Raw genomic sequence first — 21385 nt, 5'->3', positions numbered from 1 at the left:
CTGACTTGTGCAGTTGTTCAATTCTTAGTAAAAATAGGTGCTCAATATTCAGCAAAGGAAGAAATGAATGTTCAAAAGGTCGATCTCGAACCCTTGGATGCGTGGTATCACGCTATGGGTCTGCTCCTTTTTGATTACAACGCCTTCCTTTGCTAAACATCTCGAAGAAGACGCTTCTCGCCCTAAAATCGCTGTCGTCCTTGCTGGTGGTGGGGCAAAAGGTGCTGCACATATCGGAGTCTTGAAAGCACTCGAAGAGATGAATATACCGGTCGATATCGTTACCGGTACCAGTATGGGGGCGTATGTCGGTGGCTTGTACGCTACGGGGATGAGCGCCGACGAAATAGAGAGCTTCATCTACAGCGTTGATTGGAATAGCGGTTACCGAGACCGTGTCGACCGCAGTCAGCGTCGCGTCCGCGACAAGGAATATGAAGACCGTTATCAAATCACTACTGACCTAGGATTAAGGTTTGGTGAAGTTCGCTCACCAACTGGCGTGGTACAAGGGCAAAATATGCTACGTATTTTGCGTGAAACTACTGGCAACCTTGGGCGATTTGATTCTTTTGATGATCTAGCTATCCCATATCGTTCGGTTGCTACGGATATTGTTGAGCTAGAAGAAGTGGTGCTCGGCAATGGTTACCTTGTTGATGCCATGATGGCGAGTATGTCGGTGCCTGGTGCACTTCCTCCTTATGAACTTAATGGTCACATGCTGGTGGATGGCGGTGTGGTCAATAATATGCCGGTGGATGTCGCTCGCGCGATGGGGGCAGATGTCGTTATCGCGGTAGATATCAGCACCGATTATAAAAACAAAGAAGACTTTACTGGTCTATTTGCGGTTGCAGATCAGCTTTCTAACTACTTAGTCCGTCGCAGCACACAAGAGCAAGCAGAAACGTTGCACGGCGATGATGTTTACATTCGCCCTGATGTAGGCCAAATGGAGACGGTTGAGTTCAATAAAATGCCAGGTGCGTTTCAAGCGGGCTACGAGATTACAAAAAATCTTGAGTCAAAACTGAAAGGCTTGAGTGTGTCGAATGCGGAGTATCAAGAGTACATCGAGCACAAGCAGAATGTACGAAAAGGTCTTGAATATGGCGATGAGCGTGTTGTTGATCAGATCGTGCTAGTGAATAACACTCACTACAGCGATGTGCTACTTACCAACCGCTTAGAACTTGATACTGGGCGACAATTAACAACAGCTGAAATCGAAAAAGCGGTAGAGAATCTATACGCTTTGGATCGTTTTGAACTGATTACTTACCACTTCGAAGAGATTGAAGGCGTCAACCTGCTTGTCTTTGAGGTAAATGAAAAGTCTTGGGGTCCAAACTACCTCAACTTCCGATTCTTCTTAGAAGACGACTTTAATACTGACAGCCAGTATGGCATTGGTGTATCAGCAAATTTCACCAACTTAAATTCGCACGGCGCGGAGCTGACATTCAATGTTGATATGGGCACGGACAAGTTGATCGAAGCCGAGCTCTATTCGCCTGTGCTTTCAAGCCAACAGCTATTCGTATCTGGAAAGATCAACTACAACACCGAGAATCGTAACTTACCTATCGATGATTTTGAAAATCCAGATATTAGTTCGGTCTACGATTATCTGCCCGTATCATATACCGAATTAATTACGGAGTTGGCTGGTGGCGTGCAACCGACTTTATGGCAAGAGTTTCGAGTTGGTGGACGCTACACGAAAGGATCGATAGAAGCATCTACTTTTCAATCTTTTGGTAAATTAGATTATGAGCGTTTAGGTGTATTCGCCAATTATCGACTCGATACTCTAGATGATTTTGCTTTTCCAACTCGCGGAATGTTGATTGACTTGGACTACCTGGTCTCTCATGACAAAACACCAGAAGATTTTCGTGGTGTAAATTCTGAAGGTAATATTGAAGATACCGTGTACGAGATAACGGCGCGTTTTAAAGGGGCGGTGACTCAAAGTCGTCATACTTTAGTCGGGCAGGCAGAATACAGCTTTGTAGAGAGTAAGAACTCATCCGTTCCTCTAGACCCTAGAGAGCTAGGTGGTTTCTTAAACCTGTCAGGAATCCCTCGTAATAGCTTAATTGGGCAAAACTTATTTTATACCAGTCTGGTATATCGTTATAAATGGATGGATAACGACTTCGGGCTGTTTGAAGCCCCCGTTTATCTAGGGGCCTCGCTTGAACATGGTGGTGTTTGGTCAGATAACGATCTGAAACTAAATGAAGCACCACTGTATAACGCCGCATCGATTTTCTTTGGTGTTGATTCGCCAGTTGGACCAATCATGTTGGCATACGGTCGTACAGAACAAAACTTAGATGCTGTGTACTTGATCGTTGGAACTTCATTTAAATAACCGGGAAAAGGACAGCAAAATCTCCGCATATTTAGCCAAAATTCACAGGACTTTAGTCGTAAGTTGCTATGTTGGTCAAAATGATGAGATTTTAATTTAAGGTTAAATTTGCTATCCTTTCGCCCACAGTTTGGCCTCTACGGCGCTGTTTCTCAATCAGAATTGAATGAAAACAAGGGCAATGGAGAGCCAAGTTTCCAAGGATGTTCACTCCTTTACTTTGAAAAATAGTAATTAAAAAGGAGGAACCGCAATGAGAGGAAAAAGTCGTGCTTGAAGCCTACCGTAAACACGTCGAAGAGCGTGCTGCCGAAGGAGTTGTTCCTAAACCGCTAGACGCTGAACAAGTTGCTGGACTTGTTGAACTTCTGAAAAATCCCCCACAAGGTGAAGAAGCATTTATTCTTGACCTGCTAGAAAACCGTATTCCACCAGGTGTAGATGAAGCTGCTTATGTAAAAGCGGGTTTCTTAACTGCTGTTGCAAAAGGTGAAGTGGTCTCGCCACTTGTTAGTCGTGAGAAAGCGGCTGAGTTGCTAGGTACAATGCAAGGTGGTTACAACATTGCTCCACTTGTGGAGTTTCTAGAAGATGACGTTTTAGCGCCAATTGCTGTTAAAGCTCTTTCTCATACACTACTGATGTTTGATGCTTTCTACGACGTTGAAGAAAAAGCCAAAGCAGGCAATGCATATGCGCAGCAAGTTCTTCAATCTTGGGCGGATGCGGAATGGTTCACGTCAAAAGAGAAAGTCGCAGAAAAAATTACTGTTAAAGTATTTAAAGTGACCGGTGAAACCAACACCGATGACTTGTCTCCAGCGCCAGATGCTTGGTCTCGTCCTGATATCCCAGTTCACGCAAAAGCGATGCTTAAGATGGAACGTGATGGCATCGTGCCAGATCAACCAGGCAGCATTGGTCCTATCAACCAAATTGAAGAACTGCAAAAAGACGGCATTCCACTAGCATACGTAGGTGATGTTGTTGGTACTGGTTCTTCACGTAAATCAGCAACTAACTCAGTGCTTTGGTTTATGGGTGAGGATATCCCATTCGTTCCAAACAAGCGCACGGGTGGTATCTGTCTAGGTGGTAAGATTGCGCCTATCTTCTACAACACGATGGAAGATTCTGGTGCACTACCAATTGAGCTAGACGTGCAAAATATGAATATGGGTGATGTGATCGATATTTTCCCATACGAAGGCGTTGTACGTAAAAACGGCGAAGAGATCGCTCGCTTTGAACTGAGCAAAGTGTTGCTTGATGAAGTTCGTGCTGGTGGTCGTATTCCACTGATCATCGGTCGTGGTCTAACAAGCCGTGCTCGCACTTCTCTTGGTTTAGAAGAAACCGATCTATTTGCTAAGCCAGTTGATCCTTCAGCTTCTGATAAAGGCTACACGTTAGCTCAGAAAATGGTAGGTAAAGCATGTGGCGTAGAAGGTGTACGTGCAGGTCAATACTGTGAGCCGAAGATGACCACAGTTGGTTCTCAGGATACAACGGGCCCTATGACGCGTGATGAGCTAAAAGATCTTGCGTGTCTTGGCTTCTCTGCGGATCTTGTGATGCAGTCATTCTGTCACACATCTGCGTATCCAAAACCAGTTGATGTGAACACGCACCACACACTACCTGATTTCATCATGAACCGTGGCGGTGTCTCTCTACGTCCAGGTGATGGTGTTATCCACTCATGGTTAAACCGTATGCTTCTGCCAGATACAGTTGGTACGGGTGGTGATTCGCATACTCGTTTCCCTCTAGGGATTTCATTCCCAGCAGGTTCTGGTCTAGTCGCGTTTGCAGCGGCAACAGGTGTTATGCCTCTTGATATGCCTGAATCAATCTTGGTGCGCTTTAAAGGTGAAATGCAGCCAGGTATTACCTTGCGTGATCTTGTTCATGCAATTCCTCTATACGGTATCAAGCAAGGTCTACTGACGGTTGAGAAAGCAGGTAAGATCAACGAATTCTCAGGCCGTGTCCTAGAAATCGAAGGTGTTGAGCACCTATCTGTAGAACAAGCATTTGAACTTTCAGATGCATCGGCAGAGCGTTCAGCGGCTGGCTGTACTGTGAAGCTTTCTCAAGAGTCCATCGAAGAGTACCTAAACTCGAACATCACTATGCTTAAATGGATGATTTCTGAAGGTTACGGTGACCGTCGTACGATTGAACGTCGTGTTACTGCCATGGAAGAGTGGTTAGCAAACCCTGAGTTGATGGAAGCGGATTCAGATGCAGAATACGCACATGTTATTGAAATCGATCTAGCAGAAATCAATGAACCGATTCTTTGTGCGCCAAATGACCCAGATGATGCTCGCCTTCTGTCTGATGTTCAAGGTACGCAGATTGACGAAGTATTTATTGGTTCATGTATGACTAACATCGGTCACTTCCGTGCAGCAGGTAAACTGCTCGATAAGTTTAATGGTCAGCTCGACACTCGCCTATGGGTAGCACCACCAACGAAGATGGACCGTGACCAGCTAACTGAAGAAGGTTATTACGGTATTTACGGTCGTGCGGGTGTTCGCATTGAAACGCCAGGGTGTTCTCTATGTATGGGTAACCAAGCGCGTGTTGCTGATAAAGCAACAGTAATGTCGACTTCAACGCGTAACTTCCCGAACCGTCTAGGTACAGGTGCGAACGTTTATCTATCTTCTGCTGAGCTAGCTGCCGTTGGTGCAATTCTAGGTAAGATTCCAACCAAGGAAGAGTACCTGTCTTACATGGATCAGATTGATGCTACAGCAGCAGATACGTACCGTTACTTGAACTTCCATAAGATGGAACAGTACACCAAGAAAGCGGATGAAGTGATCTTTCAAGAGCCTGCATAATCTTAGTGAGTTTTGCTGATACTTGAATAAGCGCCCACCAATTGGTGGGCGCTTTCTTTTACAGAACACTCCGCTTCGAGAGTTGGGAACGCTTCGCTCTAGGAATCGGGAGGTACATGCTGGAATATTCGAGATACATGCATAGACTCAAAAGGTGTTAACAGTATTTGTTCCTAAATAGGCAAAATGAAATCGTCTCCCGTCTCCCGTCTCCCGTCTCCCGCTTCTCCCATCCTACATCTCCCTGTATACTCCGCACCAAATTGATACGAGAAGGCGATCACGATGGAATTTGAATTCATCCGCAACACATTGATGGGCGAATACTATGTCAAATGCAGCATGGGGCATGAGATTGTAGGTCGTTGGTTGCAAGAAGAAATTGGTAAAAACCCAGCGAAAATCGCGCAAGTTGAAGCCTTAATTGATCAGGCATTTTCTTCGCCATCTCAAGAGCATAGATTAACCGGAGCAGAGATCAGTTTAATGATCCACGGTGATGAGGTGCTAGTGCAAGAAAACGCACTGGGCCATGAGTATGAAGTGGAAATGGAAAGCGAGTTTGACTTCTACGATGCAGAGAGTACAGCCAGCTGTGGTATTGAGGACTTTTGTACCCTGATAGAGCAATGGAAGGACTTTTTGAACATTTAACGCACAGTTTTGGGTAGTCGAAGTGGGATTGCCTTATATTTGTGAAAAGGGCGCACCGAGTTGGTGCGCCCTTTTTTGTTTATAAGTTTGTTGGTTTTACTAAGTCTATATAAATCAAAGGGATAAAAAGTTGGCACGCCGCTTGGATTATTAGAAGTGTTTCAGGATGAAAGCTGCGGAGAAGATTCAATGAAAATCATTAATGCCATTATAAAGCCTTTTAAATTAGACGATGTGCGCGAAGCATTGGCTGATGTCGGTATTGAAGGGATGACAGTATCAGAGGTGAAAGGTTTTGGTCGTCAGAAAGGACACACGGAGCTATACCGTGGCGCTGAGTATCAAGTCGACTTTCTGCCAAAAGTAAAACTAGAAATCGCAACTCATGCAGACAATGTAGAGCGAGTGGTCGAAGCCATTACTAAAGCGGCTCAAACCGGAAAGATTGGTGACGGTAAGATTTTTGTTTACGACCTAAACCACGCTGTACGTATCCGTACTGGTGAGATGGATGCAGAAGCACTTTAAAGAATTCAAGGGATTGGAGAACTATCATGGAATTAACAACAACGGTAACGGAATTACGTTACGCACTCGACACCTTTTTCTTCCTCATTTCTGGTGCGTTAGTAATGTGGATGGCAGCAGGTTTTGCCATGCTGGAAGCGGGTTTAGTTCGCTCTAAAAACACAACAGAAATTCTTACTAAAAACATTTGTCTCTATGCGATTGCTTGTACGACTTTTCTATTGGTCGGCTACAACATTATGTATGTTGATAACGGCGAGGGTGGTTGGTTACCATCATTCGGTGCACTTATTGGTACACAAGGTGAAGGCGCAGACCACTCTTTAGAGTCGGACTTCTTTTTCCAAGTGGTTTTTGTAGCAACAGCCATGTCTGTGGTCTCGGGTGCAGTTGCAGAGCGAATGAAGCTTTGGTCTTTCCTTATTTTCTCGGCAGTATTAACAGCATTTATTTATCCAATGGAAGGCTACTGGACTTGGGGCGGTGGTTTCTTATCAGAAGCAGGCTTCAGTGACTTTGCTGGTTCAGGTATCGTACATATGGCGGGGGCTTCAGCTGCACTAGCTGGTGTGCTATTACTTGGTGCTCGTAAGGGTAAATACGGTAAAAACGGTGAAATCTACCCAATTCCGGGTTCAAACATGCCATTAGCAACGCTAGGTACATTCATCCTTTGGTTCGGTTGGTTCGGATTCAACGGTGGTTCTCAGTTGATGGTCTCTGACTTTGAGAATGCTACTGCAGTAGGACAAATCTTCCTAAACACCAACGCAACAGCGGCAGCTGGTGCAATTGCAGCGCTACTCGTGTGTAAAACAACTTGGGGTAAAGCAGATCTAACTATGATTCTTAACGGTGCGTTAGCTGGTCTTGTTGCCATCACAGCAGATCCTTTATCACCATCACCACTTTATGCCGTTGCTATCGGTGCTGTGTCTGGTGCGCTAGTGGTATTTAGCATCATTGGTCTAGATAAGATTAAGATTGATGATCCAGTTGGTGCTATCTCGGTTCACGGTGTATGTGGCTTCTTCGGCCTGATGGTTGTACCGCTAAGTAATGGTGATGCGACGTTCGGTGCACAGCTTCTAGGCGCGGCAGTTATCTTTGCTTGGGTATTCGGAGCGAGTCTCGTGGTTTGGGCAATTTTAAAAGCGACGGTTGGTATCCGAGTGTCGGAAGACGAAGAGTTGGAAGGTATGGATATGCATGACTGTGGTGTTGGCGCCTACCCAGAGTTTGTCACAGTGAAATAGTGGTCATATTGAAATAACTAGTTACAAAGTAAATTATCAAAAACCTGCTCTGATGAGCAGGTTTTTTTGTGTCACGTCATTGTTTTCTTATTGAACATGCATATAATAACGCAACTGATAAACGTTATCATTAGCATGGTAAAGGATTAAACAATGAAAAAACTGCTAACTCTTTCAGCGATTACTTGCGCTACTCTGGCTCCAACAGCAATGGCTGCTGAAGAAGTGAACGTCTACTCTTACCGTCAACCTTTCCTAGTTGAGCCTATGTTCAACGAGTTCACTAAAGAAACTGGCATTAAAGTAAACGTGAAGTTTGCAAAAAAAGGCCTAGCAGAAAAGTTGGCTCAAGAAGGTGAATACAGCCCTGCTGACGTAATCCTTACTACAGACATCAGCCGTCTAGCTGAACTGACTAATAAAGGTCTGGTTCAAAAGGTAGACAGCAAAATCATCGAAGAAAACGTACCTGCGCAGTACCAAGACAAAGAAAATGAGTGGTTTGCTCTGACTCTACGTACTCGTAACGTTTACTCTTCACGTGATCGTGTTGGTAAGCTAGGTAACGATTTCAACTACGCTGATCTGGCTAAGCCAGAATTCAAAGGCAAAATTTGTACACGTAGCGGTAAGCACCCTTACAACGTGTCTCTAGTATCTTCTATGATCGCGCACCACGGTGAAGCTGAAGCAAAAGCATGGCTAGAGGGCGTCAAAGCGAACCTAGCACGTAAGCCTCAAGGTAATGACCGTGCGCAAGTGAAAGCAATCAAAGAAGGTCTATGTGACGTTTCTCTAGGTAACAGCTACTACCTAGGTAAAATGGTCAACGATAAAGAGCAGAAAGCTTGGGCTGACGCGGTTTACATCAACTTCCCTAACCAAGAGACAACGGGCACTCACGTAAACATCTCTGGTATGGCGATGGCGAAGTTCTCTCCAAACAAAGACAATGCTGTGAAGCTAATGGAATTCCTAACGGGTGACAAAGCTCAGCAAATGTACGCAGAAGTAAACTACGAGTACCCGGTGAAAGAAGGCGTTAAGCGTTCTGAGCTTGTGGCATCTTGGGGTGACTTTAAAGCGGATACGATTTCTCTAGACGATATCGCTTCTCATTATGAAGCGGCGATTAAGTTGTTAGATGAAGTGAAATTTGACCTTTAATTCCATGTGGGGGTATAACTATACCCCCATTTGATTAAAGGATATGAGATGTATTTGCAGCTGCATTTGTATTTCATAAAGCCTTGCAGTATTTAGGCAATGAAGAATAAACATTCTGTATGGAAAACCAGTAGTGGGGCGATCACCTTGTTACTGGTTTTGCCGATCTTAGCGATCTTTTATACCGCCATTGGCGAAACGGATGACCTGTTTGCACACTTGATGTCGACGGTTATGCCTACCTACATCTATAACACGGTGGTATTGACTGCTGGTGTGATGATACTTTCTTTGATTCTCGGGATCCCAAGTGCGTGGTTTATGGCAATGTGTAAGTTGCCAACTGAGAAGTGGTTGCAGTGGGCACTGGTTCTGCCGCTGGCAATGCCGGGTTACATCATTGGTTACATCTTTACGGATTGGTTTGATTTTGCCGGACCAATTCAGATCTTTTTGCGTGATATGACCGGATGGGGACCTGGTGAATACTGGTTCCCTGACATTCGCACCTTAAGCGGTGCAACTTTTGTTTTGTCTCTAGTTCTTTATCCATATGTTTATCTGCTCTGCCGGGCAGCATTCATGGAGCAGAACGTCTCTCTATTACAAAGTGCACGCCTATTGAAATGTTCCCCTTGGGAGAGTTTTAGACGTATCTCTTTGCCTCTTGTGAGACCTTCGATTGCCGTTGGTTTATCTTTGGTCGCAATGGAAACTATCGGCGACTTTGGTACGGTGAGTTATTTTGCGGTCAACACGCTAACTACAGCGGTTTACGATACTTGGCTTGGTTATTCAAACCTGAATGCAGCAGCGAAAATCTCAGCAATGATGTTGATGATTGTGGTGTTGTTACTGAGCGCAGAACGTTACAGCCGTCGTAAACAAAAGTTGTTCCAAAGCCAGTTTAACAGTCATGAAGATTTTCGTTATGAACTCAAAGGCTGGCACAAATGGGGGGCTCTTATCTGGTGTTGGGGGCTAGTGGCAATTGCCTTTATTTTCCCATTGCTGCAGTTAATTGATTACGCCATTACCTACTTTGAACAAAGTTGGACTCCAGAGTTTCGTGAATATGCATGGAACAGCTTGGTTGTGTCAGTGGTAGCAGCGATTATTGGTGTCGTGATCGCTTTAACGGTGAACTTTAGCCAGCGAGTGAACGGCGGGCGTTCAAGCTTAGCCTTTATGCGCTTGTCTTCATTGGGTTACGCAGTGCCGGGTACTGTACTCGCGATTGGAGTGATGGTAGCGGTGCTGTTTATGGATCACCGTGTTAACGATATTGCTAAAGCGATGGAATGGGGCAGACCGGGCCTTATTTTCTCTGGTTCTATGTTTGCTCTGATTTTCGCTATGGTGGTGCGCTTTTCTGCGGTAGCGATTGGTAGTGTGGAAAGTAACTTAAACAAGATCTCGCCATCACTGGATATGGCTTCTCGTACCATGGGCTGCACGCCAAATGCGATGCTTTGGCGAGTGCATTTCCCGCTGGTCAAGCGTGGTGCATTGATTGCGGGTCTACTGGTGTTTATTGAGTCGATGAAAGAGCTCAATGCCGCATTGCTATTGCGTCCGTTTAACTTCGAAACGTTGGCGACATATGTATACAACTTCGCCTCGGACGAGCATTTAGAGCTTGCCGCGATGCCAGCGGTATTATTGGTCCTTGTTGGGTTGATCCCGCTTGTTGTTGTTAACCGTTCACTGGAGCAAAATCACTGATGAGCTGCGCACTATCTATTAAAAATTTAACTTGTCAGTATGACGCTCAAACAGTACTCGAATCACTTTCTCTCGAAGTGGAGCAAGGGCAAATTGTGTGTCTGCTTGGTGCGAGTGGTTGTGGTAAAACCACGTTACTTAAGGCGATTGCTGGCTTACTACCATTAACTTCAGGCCAAATGAGCCTGAACTGCCTCACTATTGATGACGGTGAAAACTGGTTACCGCCGGAACAGCGTAACATCGGTATGATCTTCCAGGATTATGCCTTGTTCCCGCATTTGACGGTAGCGGAGAACATTTCCTTTGGCTTGAAGAATGAAACCGCGCAGCAAAAACTTCTTAAAGTAGAAGAAATGTTGGGCTTAGTTCATCTTAAAGGCTACGGGGACCGTTATCCGCATCAGCTTTCTGGTGGTCAGCAGCAGCGTGTGGCAATTGCTCGCTCACTGGCTTACAAACCGGATCTTCTGTTGTTAGATGAACCATTTTCTAACATCGATACTCAAGTTCGTCACGAACTGATCCGTGAAATTCGTAAGATCTTTAAAGAGCAGGGCGTTACCGCGATTTTTGTGACTCACAGTCGTGAAGAGGCGTTTGCGTTTGCTGATAAAATGGCAGTAATGAACCACGGTGTGATCGAGCAGTACGGCACCGCATCTGAGCTTTATTACCAGCCTTCAAGTAAGTTTGTTGCGGATTTCTTGGGTGGTGGTAGTTACCTTGCAGCGAAACGCATTTCTGATGTTGAATTTGAAACTCACCTTGGTGTGGTGGAAGCAAATGCGCAACAGGAAATCCAAGTTGATGCAGAATGTGCATTACTGCTTCGCCCTCAACATGTGCAAATTGCTGCTGATGAAGAGAGTGCGGTCAAAGTACTTGAGCAGCACTTTATGGGTGACCACTGCCGCTACGTGATTGATGTCAATGGTGACAGGCTGTTGGCAACCTCAGCGGAAGCATTGAATGTTGGGGATAGCGTTACGGTGAAAGTAGAAACTCAAGGCGTGTTGGCTTTCGTCTAAGTAGTATCGTCAAAAAGAAAAAGGCCCGGCGGGTATGTCGCCGGGCAAGTGTTCTTCACCTATAGGTAGTGCACACGAAGCGAGTACACAGTTTAGTTATAAGGACAAAAAGTCCTTAAACTGTTGAAGAACACGTTCTGCAGTGTCTTTGTCTTGCATCTCTGCAAAAATTCGTAGCAGTGGCTCAGTACCTGAGAAGCGAGCAATGATCCAACCGCCGTTCTTGAAGTAGACTTTCGCACCATCTTCGTAGCTGACTTTTTCGATATCATATTCAAATTCAGGCAATTGCTTCTCAACATATATCTTGTTGAATAGCACTTCTTTTTGCGCCGGTTTAAATTTGCAATCACCTTCTGCCATGTATGCGTAGCCGTACTTGCCGTAGATTTCATCCAATAGTTCAGAAAGCTTTTTGCCAGTTACAGAAATCATCTCTACCAGCAAACTTGATGCAAATACCCCATCTTTACCTTTGATGTGGCCACGAATGGTTAAGCCACCAGAGCTTTCGCCACCGATAAGTGAGTCATCCGCTTCCATTTGAGAACTGATATGTTTAAAGCCTACTGGAACTTCAAAGCATTTTTCGCCGTGATCTTCCGCGACTTTATCTAGCAGGTGAGTAGTTGCGATGTTTCGTACCACAGAGCCTTTCCAGCCCTTGTATTCAAGCAAGTAGTAGTAAAGCAGCAGTAGTACTTCATTCGGGTGAATAAAGTTACCTTTCTCGTCGATAATACCAAGACGGTCAGCGTCACCATCGGTACCTATACCAATGTCATAGCCTTCTTGTTCCACTAGGTGCATCAAGCGGTACAGCGTTGCTGCGCTTGGTGATGGCATCAAGCCACCAAAGTCAGGGTTCTTACCATCGTTGATGACGTCAACTTCACAGCGGCCGTTAATCAATACGGTTTGCAGTGCGTTTTTCGCAACACCAAACATAGGATCGACTAAAACGCGAAGGTTGGCTTTTTTGATGGCTTCAATGTCGATAAAGTCGATGATTGAATCAACGAACTCGTTCATCGGGTTAATAATTTCAATCAGTTTGTCTTGTACGGCTTGTTCAAAGTCGATACTTTTTACATCTTGTGCTGTAAGTGTTGTGATTTGAGATTCGATCTTTTGTGTGATGATTTCATCTGCATCACGGCCACCTTCGATGAAGACTTTAATGCCGTTGTAATCAGCTGGGTTGTGTGAAGCTGTGATACATGCTGAGTAAGCGCAGCCCATTTCCTTCGCTTTGAACATCACGATAGGTGTTGGAACAAACTTATCGATAAAGCTAACCACAATGCCATTTGCTGCTAATACTTCTGTAAACCAGCGGCCTGCTTTATCAGAAAGAAAACGACGGTCATAGCCAATGACAAAGCCGCGATCAGCAACGGACTCATTGTTAGTGATGTTTGCGACTGCCTGAGCAACCAAGCGTACATTATCTTTAGTGAACTCCTCACCAATAAATGCACGCCAGCCACCTGTACCAAATTTGATCATGATTCGATCCTCGATAAGAGCGGAGTCCCTCCGCGTCTTAAAACTTTGCTAGCGAACCGATGCACTTATTAAGCTCAGTGCATCGGATAAATCAAAAGGGGAGAAGGACTCCCCTAAAAGATGATTAACCTAGAGTAACGATAACTTCGTTTACAGAGCCTTCCGCTTGAACTGGCACTGATACGCCTGTTACAGCTTCACCGTTCACGGTAATCGATTTAACGCCTTTACTTACTGAGTCTGGGTTGACTACTTTGATGTTGTACGTTGCACCTAGCCATTGACGAGTCACATCGAAACCAGGCCAGTTGGTTGGGATACATGGATCGATAGTTAGACCGTCGAAGCCAGTACGTACACCTAGGATAAAGTTAGTTACCGCGAAGTAAGCCCAACCTGATGTACCTGTTAGCCATGGGTGGTTTGCACGACCGTGATCTTGGTGGTCACGACCCATGATGAACTGCACGTATGAGTAAGGTTCTGCAATACGTTTTTCGATGATGTCGTTTTGGTTGTATGGGTTTAGTGCATCGTAGAACTTCATTGCACGATCACCACGACCCAGCTTCGCTTCTGCTACCCAAGCCCATGGGTTTGGATGCGAGAAGATAGCGCCGTTCTCTTTTACGCCTTGGTAAACGCGAGTTACGAAGCCGATGTCATCGTTTGGCGTTGCGAATGATGGTGAGTTTAGGTGTAGGCCGTATTCAGAGAATAGGTTCTCGTCTACAGCGTCCATCGCTTTTTCACCGCGCTCTTGAGATACCGCTCCAGAAAGTACTGCTAGCGTGTTTGACTCGAGGTGTACACGACCTTCTTTTTGCTGCGCAGTACCGATCTTGTCGCCGTTCTTAGTCAGACCACGGATATACCAACCACCTTCGTCGTCCCAAAGGTGTGTTTCACACGCTTCGCGAACGTTTGCTGCCATCTCAGTGTATTTCTCTACGTCAGCGTCTTTGCCTAGGTACTTCGCTAGATCGATGAATTCTTGCAGTGCCCAGAAGTGAAGGAACGACACCATTGAAGATTCGCCACCACCTAGGTTTAGACAGTCGTTCCAGTCTGCGCGCAGACCTTTACAGATACCGGTTTGACCTACGTATTCCGCAGAGAAGTCTAGTGCGGCTTTCATGTGGTCATACACACTTGCATCTCCGCCATCTGCGTATGGGATCACTTCGTCGAAGAAGCTATGCTCACCCGTTTCCATCACGTACTTACAGATGGTTGGAACTAGCCATAGATGGTCATCAGAACACGTGTCTTCGATACCGTGGATCTTATCTTCATCAGAAGGAGTTGGAACAACGGTTGGAGATTTAGATGGTTTAACGTCTGCTTTTTCTGGATCGAACCAATCTGGATCGAATAGGTGCAGACCGTAACCTGCTTTCACTTGGCCACGCAGTAGGTCAACAAGACGCTTGCGGGTCATTGCTGGGTTAGCATGAGGGACTGAAATCGCATCTTGCGCTGTATCGCGGTAACCAAGACCAGTACGACCACCCACTTCGATGAATGACGCAAAACGAGACCAAACCACACAGGTTTCTGCTTGGTATAGCGTCCAAGCGTTGATCATGGTGTCTAGTCCTTCGTTTGGTGATTTCACTTGGAACTTGTTACAACGCTCATCCCAGTGTGCTTTGATACCCGCAAATGCATTGTCTACTTCAGCAAGATCTTGGTATTTAGCACGAAGGCGATCGCCGTTGCCTTTACCGATACCTAGAATGTAAGCAAAACGCACTTCCTCACCTGGTTGAATAGTGAATTGCTTGTGTAGAGAACCACAGTGGTTGTAACACGTTTGCGCGGTGTTAAAACACTTACCTTGTTCTACGGCTAGTGGGTTTGCTTCATCGCGGTATAGACCAAGGAAACTGTCACGCTGACCGTCGTATGAATCTGGGTCAAACGTTGACGCTAGGTAGTAGAAGCCTTCGAAATCGTTCGTGTTGTAGTACAGGTCGTATTCAATCACGCCTTCGTTGTATGACGTCCCCGCAGAATACAGAGACATCTGATGGTTCTGGTTATCAGATTGAATGTGGCTGAATGAGAACTCAACAAATGAGAATGCGCTGATCGTACGTGGTTTATCTGAAGTGTTTTTAATTACAACATCCCAGATTTCAGCATCTTCGCCTTTTGGTACGAACAGTGTTTTCGTTGCCGTAATACCGCTGTATTCACATTTGAACTTAGAGTATGACAAGCCATGACGAACTTCGTAGTTTGCTTCATCTAGGCTTTTTGCAACTGGTTGCCAAGAGATTGACCAGTAATCGCCCGTCTCATCATCACGTAGGTAAACGTAGTGTCCTGGGCGATCGAATGTCGCATTTGGACGGAATTTAGTAACACGGTTGTATTCTGGAGAGTTGTAGAACGAGTAGCCACCCGCGTTGTGCGAGATAACTGTACAGAATTTCTCAGTACCTAGGTAGTTTGTCCATGGTGCTGGTACGTCAGGGCGAGTGATGACGTATTCGCGATTCTCGTTATCGAAATAGCCGTATTTCATTTGTGTATTTCCTTTTTACTAAGCTGCGCCTGCAGCCAAAAATTTAAAAACTCTTTAAGCGTGATGCTGTTGCATCTGGCTTGTTATTACTTCCACGGTTTGCGGTAATTTACGCCCTGCAAATCGAGCAGAGGGAGATGTCCTTTCAATCGTGATAAATAGTCTGTCCAATCACGGTGTTGTTTTTCAGTCCAACATGCTTCTGCCATGGCAGTCAGGCGAGGGAAAATCATGTAGTCCATACGTGATTGGTTGTTAATGATTTCGCACCATAGGGCAGTTTGAATGCCCCAAATGCGTTTTCTGATAGGGTCGTCAGCAGGCACTTCTGCCAACGGCTCATAGTTGTATGCTTTTTCTAATGGCAATGGGTTTGCCCAATCTACGCCCGGCTCTTCTGGGGCATAGTCTTGGGTCATATCTAGGTAAGTGGTTTGTGCTGGTTGCAATACCACATCAAAACCTTGGCGAGCGCAGTTCAGTGCTGCTTCTTCGCTTAGCCATGAGTAGATCACTGTATCTTTGCTAACCTTGTTGCCGTGCTGGGCTTCTTCCCAGCCCACCATACGTTTGCCCAGCTTGCGCAGCTTGTCTTCTGCGTGGCGTAGGAAGTGACCTTGCAGCTCTTTGTAATCGGTGTAACCCAATTGCTCCATTAGAGCTTGGCATGCTGGGCTCTTTGACCACACGCCGTTAGGGACTTCGTCTGCACCGATATGTACATAAGGAGCAGGGAAAAGCGCAGCTACTTCTTCCAGTACTTTGTCTATAAACTCGTAGCTGCCCGGTAGAGCAGGGTTAATGACGTTGTCGTTGTAGTGCTGGATACTGCGGTATTCTGTCGTGTCTTCTGCTTCAACTAATAAGTGAGGTAGAGACTTGATCGCTGCGCGGCAATGTCCGGGTACATCTATTTCAGGGATAATAGTGATGCTACGTTGCGCCGCAAACTCAATTACATCTTTGATTTCTTCTTGGGTGTAGAAGCCACCATAACGCTCAGATAAGTGAGTATATTGAGGTTCAACCGCTTCATTTACCCCCCGCCACGCGCCGATACTGGTTAGCTCAGGTAAGGATTTAATCTCAAGTCGCCAACCTTCGTCATCGGTAAGGTGCCAGTGAAAAGTATTAAATTTATAGTGTGCTAATAAGTTAATAAGACGCTTCACTTCCTCTACTGAATGGAAGTGGCGAGCGCAGTCCAACATCATGCCGCGGTAGCGAAAGCGAGGACTGTCTTTGACTGTGACGCAGACAAAATCGAGAGTGGATGTTTCTCTTCCTGTCTTAACTAGCTGTAACAATGTCGCTGTCGCATGTATAAAACCAGAAGTGGATCCGGATTCGATCTTAATAGATTCCTCCGATATTTTCAGTTTGTATACGCCTTCATCTAAAGTTGGGTTTCCTTTAAATATTACATTGCCACTATTCGATTCTTTTACAGAGAACTGATGAATGCGCTGAAGTTCATCAATGAACCACTTTTGAGCTGGCTGAGCCAAATCAGTATATGTCGCAACGCCGGATTGCTCATTCAGCGTAAAGTAGCCTTCACTGACTTCAATATGATTTGGTTTCGGCAGTAGCGGCTGTGCATGGGTTAAGCTTGCCGGAATGTCACTGCGTTCACGATAAGGTGAAGCCAAAACAATAGGGGTGACATCGACTTGCGCACGTTGAGGTTGACCATCTACTACAAAGTCGATCATTGCTTCATTAAAACCATCCGAGTAGTAACGAAATGGGTTGGACCCAATGCTGAATTCGCAGTAGTAGTGGTGGTTTGCCGCAAGTACTTCGCCTTCAGGTTTAAGCGTACAGAAGCTACCGACCTGAGTGAGTTGACCATTTGAAACGCTATCCGGAAGTATGTAGCGATCAAAAGCGAAGGTCAGGCTCCAACTGTTTAGATCCTGATCGCTCAAGTTATGAAAGGTGAGTCCGAAACGGCAGTTTTGTTTTTGCTCAGAAAGGACTACTAGATCAACACGATATTCCATGTTCACTCCTGCTCAACACTCACCGAGTAAAGGTTATGTTCTGGCTTTCCAGCAAACATAATCGCCCCTTCAATCGCATCAAACTGAGGTTCAACCACCCACTGTTGTACAGGAGGTGATAGCCATTTTAGAATTCGTTCTGCGATGCTGCCCATTAAACAAATACGAGTTGCGCCGCGCTTATTCAAAGCAACTAAGAACATCTCAATATCCGCTGCGGTTTGCTTGAGCATTTCAATTGCCAGTGCATCGCCTTGTTCTGCATGTTGGAAAATAGCAGGAGAAAACTGACCATAATCGCGTGGTAACGCCTGTTTAGACCAAGCCACCACGTTGTCGATTTCATTCTCAAAGTGAGCCATGACGTGCGCCGCTAATGGTGTCTTTTCACGAATGCCATCTTCTGCCAGTAAGACTTGCTGAACTAGTCGTAGCCCCATTACCGCGCCGCCACCTTGGTCGGAGATTGGGAACTCACGGCCACCAACAACGTGTTGCTCAAGACCTTTAAGGAAAATGCCGCAAGAGCCCGTTCCTGCAATCATGATCGCGCCATCTTCACCATTGTGTGCTCCGATACAAGCACCATATGCGTCAGTGTTAAGCGTCATGCTGGCAAATGGGTGCTCCAACGCCATGAATGCTTGCCAAGAGGTCTTGTGTTCTGCACCTGCAAGCGCTAACCCCACGTGCATTGAAGAAAAGTCTTGTTGGGTTAATCCGCCTTGCTGGGCTGCTGAAACAATAGATTCAAGAACTGATGCCATTGCGATTTCTGCGCCTAGCATGATGTTTGCGCTGCCGCTTTTTGCTTCGCCGATAAAGTTGCCTTGCGCGTCTTTGATACGGGCGCGACATGAAGTGCCGCCGCCATCAATACCTACAAAATACATCCCCATGCTTATTGTTCCTTGAATTCTTGAAAGTTCGCTAAAGTCGAGATGTGCTGAGCCTGACTCATTACGGCGAGTAGGTACCAAGCACCATGAGGGATCCATTGTTCTCCCCAGCGCCAGTTTTGAAGCATGTCGTCTTTCTGTGCTGGTGGATTAAATGCAATGTCTTCCTCATCTTCGAAACCGCCTGTGATGCCGTTGCACACGCCACCTTTTGCGTTGAAGAAACCATATTGAGGAAGGTAATCTGGGTTGTTACGACCATGACCGTCCAACATGCACATGTCGTAAGGGTTTAAGCCAACAATCCAGTTAATAGAGTCTTGTGCAAGCTTCGAAAGTTGCTGCTTTAGTACTGCAGAATCGATAAAAGGTTGCGCTATAAAAGCCATGGTTGCCAGTGAGCCTAAGCGTGCATTTTCACCTTGCCACCAGTAACCCGACTCATTGTTGTGTGCCACAAAGAATGCGTCACGTTTTGCTTCATCTACGCCTTTTACGTATTGGCGAGGGTAGCCAAATGGGTTCTTCACTTTGTTGGTGATAGAAACTTCAAACTCACAAGCTTGAGTAATGGTTTGTTTTACCGCAGATGCGCGTTCAGAGTCGTCTTCGATCGCTAAGTACTCACATAGCGCGATAACAGGAAGCCCGGCTTCTGCCGCATGGAAATAAGGGCGGCTACCATCTTGATTGGCTGACCAGAAGTGTTGAATGTGCTCATCACTCATTTGACGAGCTAAAAGACGGTTCGCCCACAAGCGGCTTTCTTCTAAGTATCGCGTTTCTTTCGTCGTCTTGAATAGCTCCACAGCAGCAAGCAGCGCGCAGTATTCATCGATGATATTTTCTTCACCATCATTCAAGTATTGGGTGTTGTGTTCTTTTAGGTGCCAGTAACCGTTTTCTGCAGCATTACGGTATTTTTGTTGGTCGAATTCACCGTGAACATCTAAACGTGCTGCTGCCGCTAGTGCAGCAATACAGACACCAGCACCTTGTCGGTAGCCCGCTTGGTAATCATCAAATTTATGACCGAGCTGGGTCTCGTAGGCACAGATCTCGCGTTGCGCTGTGTCTTTACTCCACTTGTCGAACACCGTCATGTAGAAGAAGCCTTTTTCGTTTTGCATACGAACAAGGAAATCAGCGCCGAATAGTGCTTCTTCGAGAAGGCGAGTAGCAGTGAATTTAGCCAGTTTGTCGTTGCCTTCAAGCAGAGACAAACCTTTCAATATATTCCACACCACCATTGGTGTTTGTTGTGGGTTCAGATAGTTCGCGTATGACAAATGGCTCAGATATTTGCTGACGTCACCCGATGCATCATACCAACCGCCGTGAACATCAGCGGTTTCATTTGAATTAAGCAGTGGTGCTTGACGATCTTGTTGATCGAAAATGCCACCACAACGTTGAGATTTAAAGTAGTGGATCACATCAGACAGCGTGCAATCGAGAAGAATATGTTCACCGATCTCAAAGTGAGACGAGCGTAAATGATCGAAACGAAGGTAATAGTGACCTGGAGTATTAAATGAGGAAAAGTCGATAAGGTAGAAATGACCTTGATGCCAGTTTGCTACTTTGCCTTGCTTCTCTACTGTCAGAGTTGCGACCGTCTGGTGGCTATCTGCGCATACGAGTAAAGCTGTGTAAGAAGACAGACGTGGTCGGCTCGTCTGGATGATCGCTTTCTTAGGGCCCAGGCGCTCGTAACCAATGTGGTTAGTCAGTAGCAGCATTCGATTTCTCCGGGAAACAATAAAATAAAATGGAAAAAGGGGTCAGGTTGATACCTGACCCTCGTTATGATTAATCTTCGAATAAGTAACAACGAACAAAGTGGTTATCGGACAGTTGCGTCACACCAGGCAGTCGCTCACGGCATTTTTCTGTTGCATGAACACAGCGTCCTGCAAATGGACAACCTACAGACTCTGGTGTCCAAAGAGGGATCTCACCTTTGTTGCCTTTCAACTTTTCGTGAATTGACTTCGATGGATCTGGCACTGCAGAAACCAACAATTGTGTATATGGGTGTTGAGGATCGTGGATGATTTCCTCGGTATCGCCCCATTCAACCATGTGGCCTACATACATAACTGCGAGATCTTCTGCGATGTAACGTGCTGTTGCGATATCGTGAGTGATGTAAAGCAGAGACATTTGCTTCTCAAACTTCATTTCTTCCATCAGGTTAAGTACACCTGCACGAATCGATACGTCTAGCATTGAGGTAGGTTCATCTGCTAGAACCACTTCTGCACCCACTGCGATGTTACGTGCCAAGTTAACACGTTGACGCTGACCACCAGATAGCTGATGAGGGAACTTTTGTGCCGTCTCTTTTGGTGGGATCAGACCAACTTGTTCCAACAAATCATACACGCGCTCTTCCAACTCTTTCTTGTTGCCCGGTGCGATCTTTTTGTGGATCAGCAGTGGGCGAGCAATATGGTGGAAGATGTTGTGTGTTGGGTTTAGCGAGCCAAACGGGTCTTGCCATACCATTTGTACGCCTTCACGGTAGGTCATTAAGTCGTGCTTAGACGTGATATCTTGAATATCGCGACCTTTGTACTCGATGATGCCATCCGTAGGTGCGTACATTTTCGCAATCATTTTTGCGGTAGTAGATTTACCTGAACCAGATTCACCTACTACTGACAAACCGCGGCTTTTGTACATTTTGAATGATACGTCGTTGATAGCACGCATCTTAGACTGCTTGATTGAGTTACTGTTTAAAGGGAAGTCCTTAACGACATTTTTACCTTCAATCAGCAGTTCGCCGAGTTGTTTGCTCATAATTCTCTCCAGTGTAATTTTGTTCTTA

At 45.7% G+C, this 21385-nt stretch carries 14 protein-coding genes; 8 read left to right on the top strand and 6 right to left on the bottom strand.

Annotation, left to right across the window (positions count from 1 at the left end; genetic code table 11):
- The first annotated feature begins 67 nt into the window (after nucleotides 1-67).
- The 8 genes from ACTS60_RS13740 (at nucleotide 68) to ACTS60_RS13705 (ending at nucleotide 11602) form a co-directional block, all read left to right on the top strand.
- Nucleotides 68-2383, top strand: a complete 2316-nt coding sequence (locus ACTS60_RS13740; RefSeq protein ID WP_440888689.1) for a patatin-like phospholipase family protein — start codon at nucleotides 68-70, stop codon at nucleotides 2381-2383.
- A gap of 269 nt (nucleotides 2384-2652) precedes the next feature.
- Complete coding sequence (acnB, locus tag ACTS60_RS13735) at nucleotides 2653-5241, top strand: bifunctional aconitate hydratase 2/2-methylisocitrate dehydratase (protein ID WP_440888688.1); 2589 nt, start codon at nucleotides 2653-2655, stop codon at nucleotides 5239-5241.
- 285 nt (nucleotides 5242-5526) lie between these two features.
- Entirely contained in the window at nucleotides 5527-5895 is a 369-nt protein-coding gene (locus ACTS60_RS13730) for a YacL family protein (protein ID WP_440888687.1), read from the top strand.
- Between the two features lie 189 nt (nucleotides 5896-6084).
- Complete coding sequence (locus ACTS60_RS13725; RefSeq protein ID WP_440888686.1) at nucleotides 6085-6423, top strand: P-II family nitrogen regulator; 339 nt, start codon at nucleotides 6085-6087, stop codon at nucleotides 6421-6423.
- 26 nt (nucleotides 6424-6449) lie between these two features.
- On the top strand, nucleotides 6450-7679 hold the full coding sequence (locus ACTS60_RS13720) for an ammonium transporter (RefSeq protein WP_440888685.1): 1230 nt from the start codon (nucleotides 6450-6452) through the stop codon (nucleotides 7677-7679).
- 153 nt (nucleotides 7680-7832) lie between these two features.
- Nucleotides 7833-8846, top strand: coding sequence for a Fe(3+) ABC transporter substrate-binding protein (locus ACTS60_RS13715; RefSeq protein WP_440888684.1), 1014 nt, complete (start codon nucleotides 7833-7835; stop codon nucleotides 8844-8846).
- A gap of 99 nt (nucleotides 8847-8945) precedes the next feature.
- Nucleotides 8946-10571: an ABC transporter permease gene (locus tag ACTS60_RS13710; protein WP_440888683.1), complete on the top strand. Its 1626-nt coding sequence runs from the start codon at nucleotides 8946-8948 to the stop codon at nucleotides 10569-10571.
- Nucleotides 10571-11602 (top strand): ABC transporter ATP-binding protein, encoded by a 1032-nt coding sequence (locus ACTS60_RS13705; RefSeq protein WP_440888682.1) that lies wholly within the window; start codon nucleotides 10571-10573, stop codon nucleotides 11600-11602. The genes ACTS60_RS13710 and ACTS60_RS13705 overlap by 1 nt, the downstream gene beginning before the upstream one ends.
- Nucleotides 11603-11698: 96 nt before the next feature.
- On the opposite strand, the gene ACTS60_RS13700 is transcribed toward ACTS60_RS13705, so the two are convergent.
- The 6 genes from ACTS60_RS13700 to ACTS60_RS13675 form a co-directional block, all read right to left on the bottom strand.
- The gene (locus tag ACTS60_RS13700; RefSeq protein WP_440888681.1) at nucleotides 11699-13111 is read right to left on the bottom strand and encodes a phosphoglucomutase/phosphomannomutase family protein; all 1413 of its coding nucleotides are present in this window, start codon (nucleotides 13109-13111) and stop codon (nucleotides 11699-11701) included.
- Nucleotides 13112-13235: 124 nt separating this feature from the next.
- Nucleotides 13236-15644, bottom strand: a complete 2409-nt coding sequence (locus ACTS60_RS13695; RefSeq protein WP_440888680.1) for a GH36-type glycosyl hydrolase domain-containing protein — start codon at nucleotides 15642-15644, stop codon at nucleotides 13236-13238.
- Nucleotides 15645-15730: 86 nt separating this feature from the next.
- Nucleotides 15731-17650 (bottom strand): beta-N-acetylhexosaminidase, encoded by a 1920-nt coding sequence (locus ACTS60_RS13690; protein WP_440888679.1) that lies wholly within the window; start codon nucleotides 17648-17650, stop codon nucleotides 15731-15733.
- A gap of 2 nt (nucleotides 17651-17652) precedes the next feature.
- Nucleotides 17653-18549 carry a BadF/BadG/BcrA/BcrD ATPase family protein gene (locus tag ACTS60_RS13685; RefSeq protein ID WP_440888678.1) on the bottom strand — a complete coding sequence of 299 codons (897 nt, stop codon included), beginning with the start codon at nucleotides 18547-18549 and terminating at the stop codon, nucleotides 17653-17655.
- 2 nt (nucleotides 18550-18551) lie between these two features.
- Nucleotides 18552-20291, bottom strand: coding sequence for a glycoside hydrolase family 9 protein (locus ACTS60_RS13680; protein WP_440888677.1), 1740 nt, complete (start codon nucleotides 20289-20291; stop codon nucleotides 18552-18554).
- Between the two features lie 70 nt (nucleotides 20292-20361).
- Entirely contained in the window at nucleotides 20362-21357 is a 996-nt protein-coding gene (locus tag ACTS60_RS13675) for an ABC transporter ATP-binding protein (RefSeq protein WP_010450118.1), read from the bottom strand.
- Nucleotides 21358-21385 lie beyond the last annotated feature (28 nt).

It is taken from the genome of Vibrio sp. WZ-1, assembly GCF_052037695.1.
Classification (GTDB): Bacteria; Pseudomonadota; Gammaproteobacteria; order Enterobacterales; family Vibrionaceae; genus Vibrio.
Note: the sequence above shows the minus strand (reverse complement) of the source record. Positions and strands in the feature narration are given on the sequence as shown.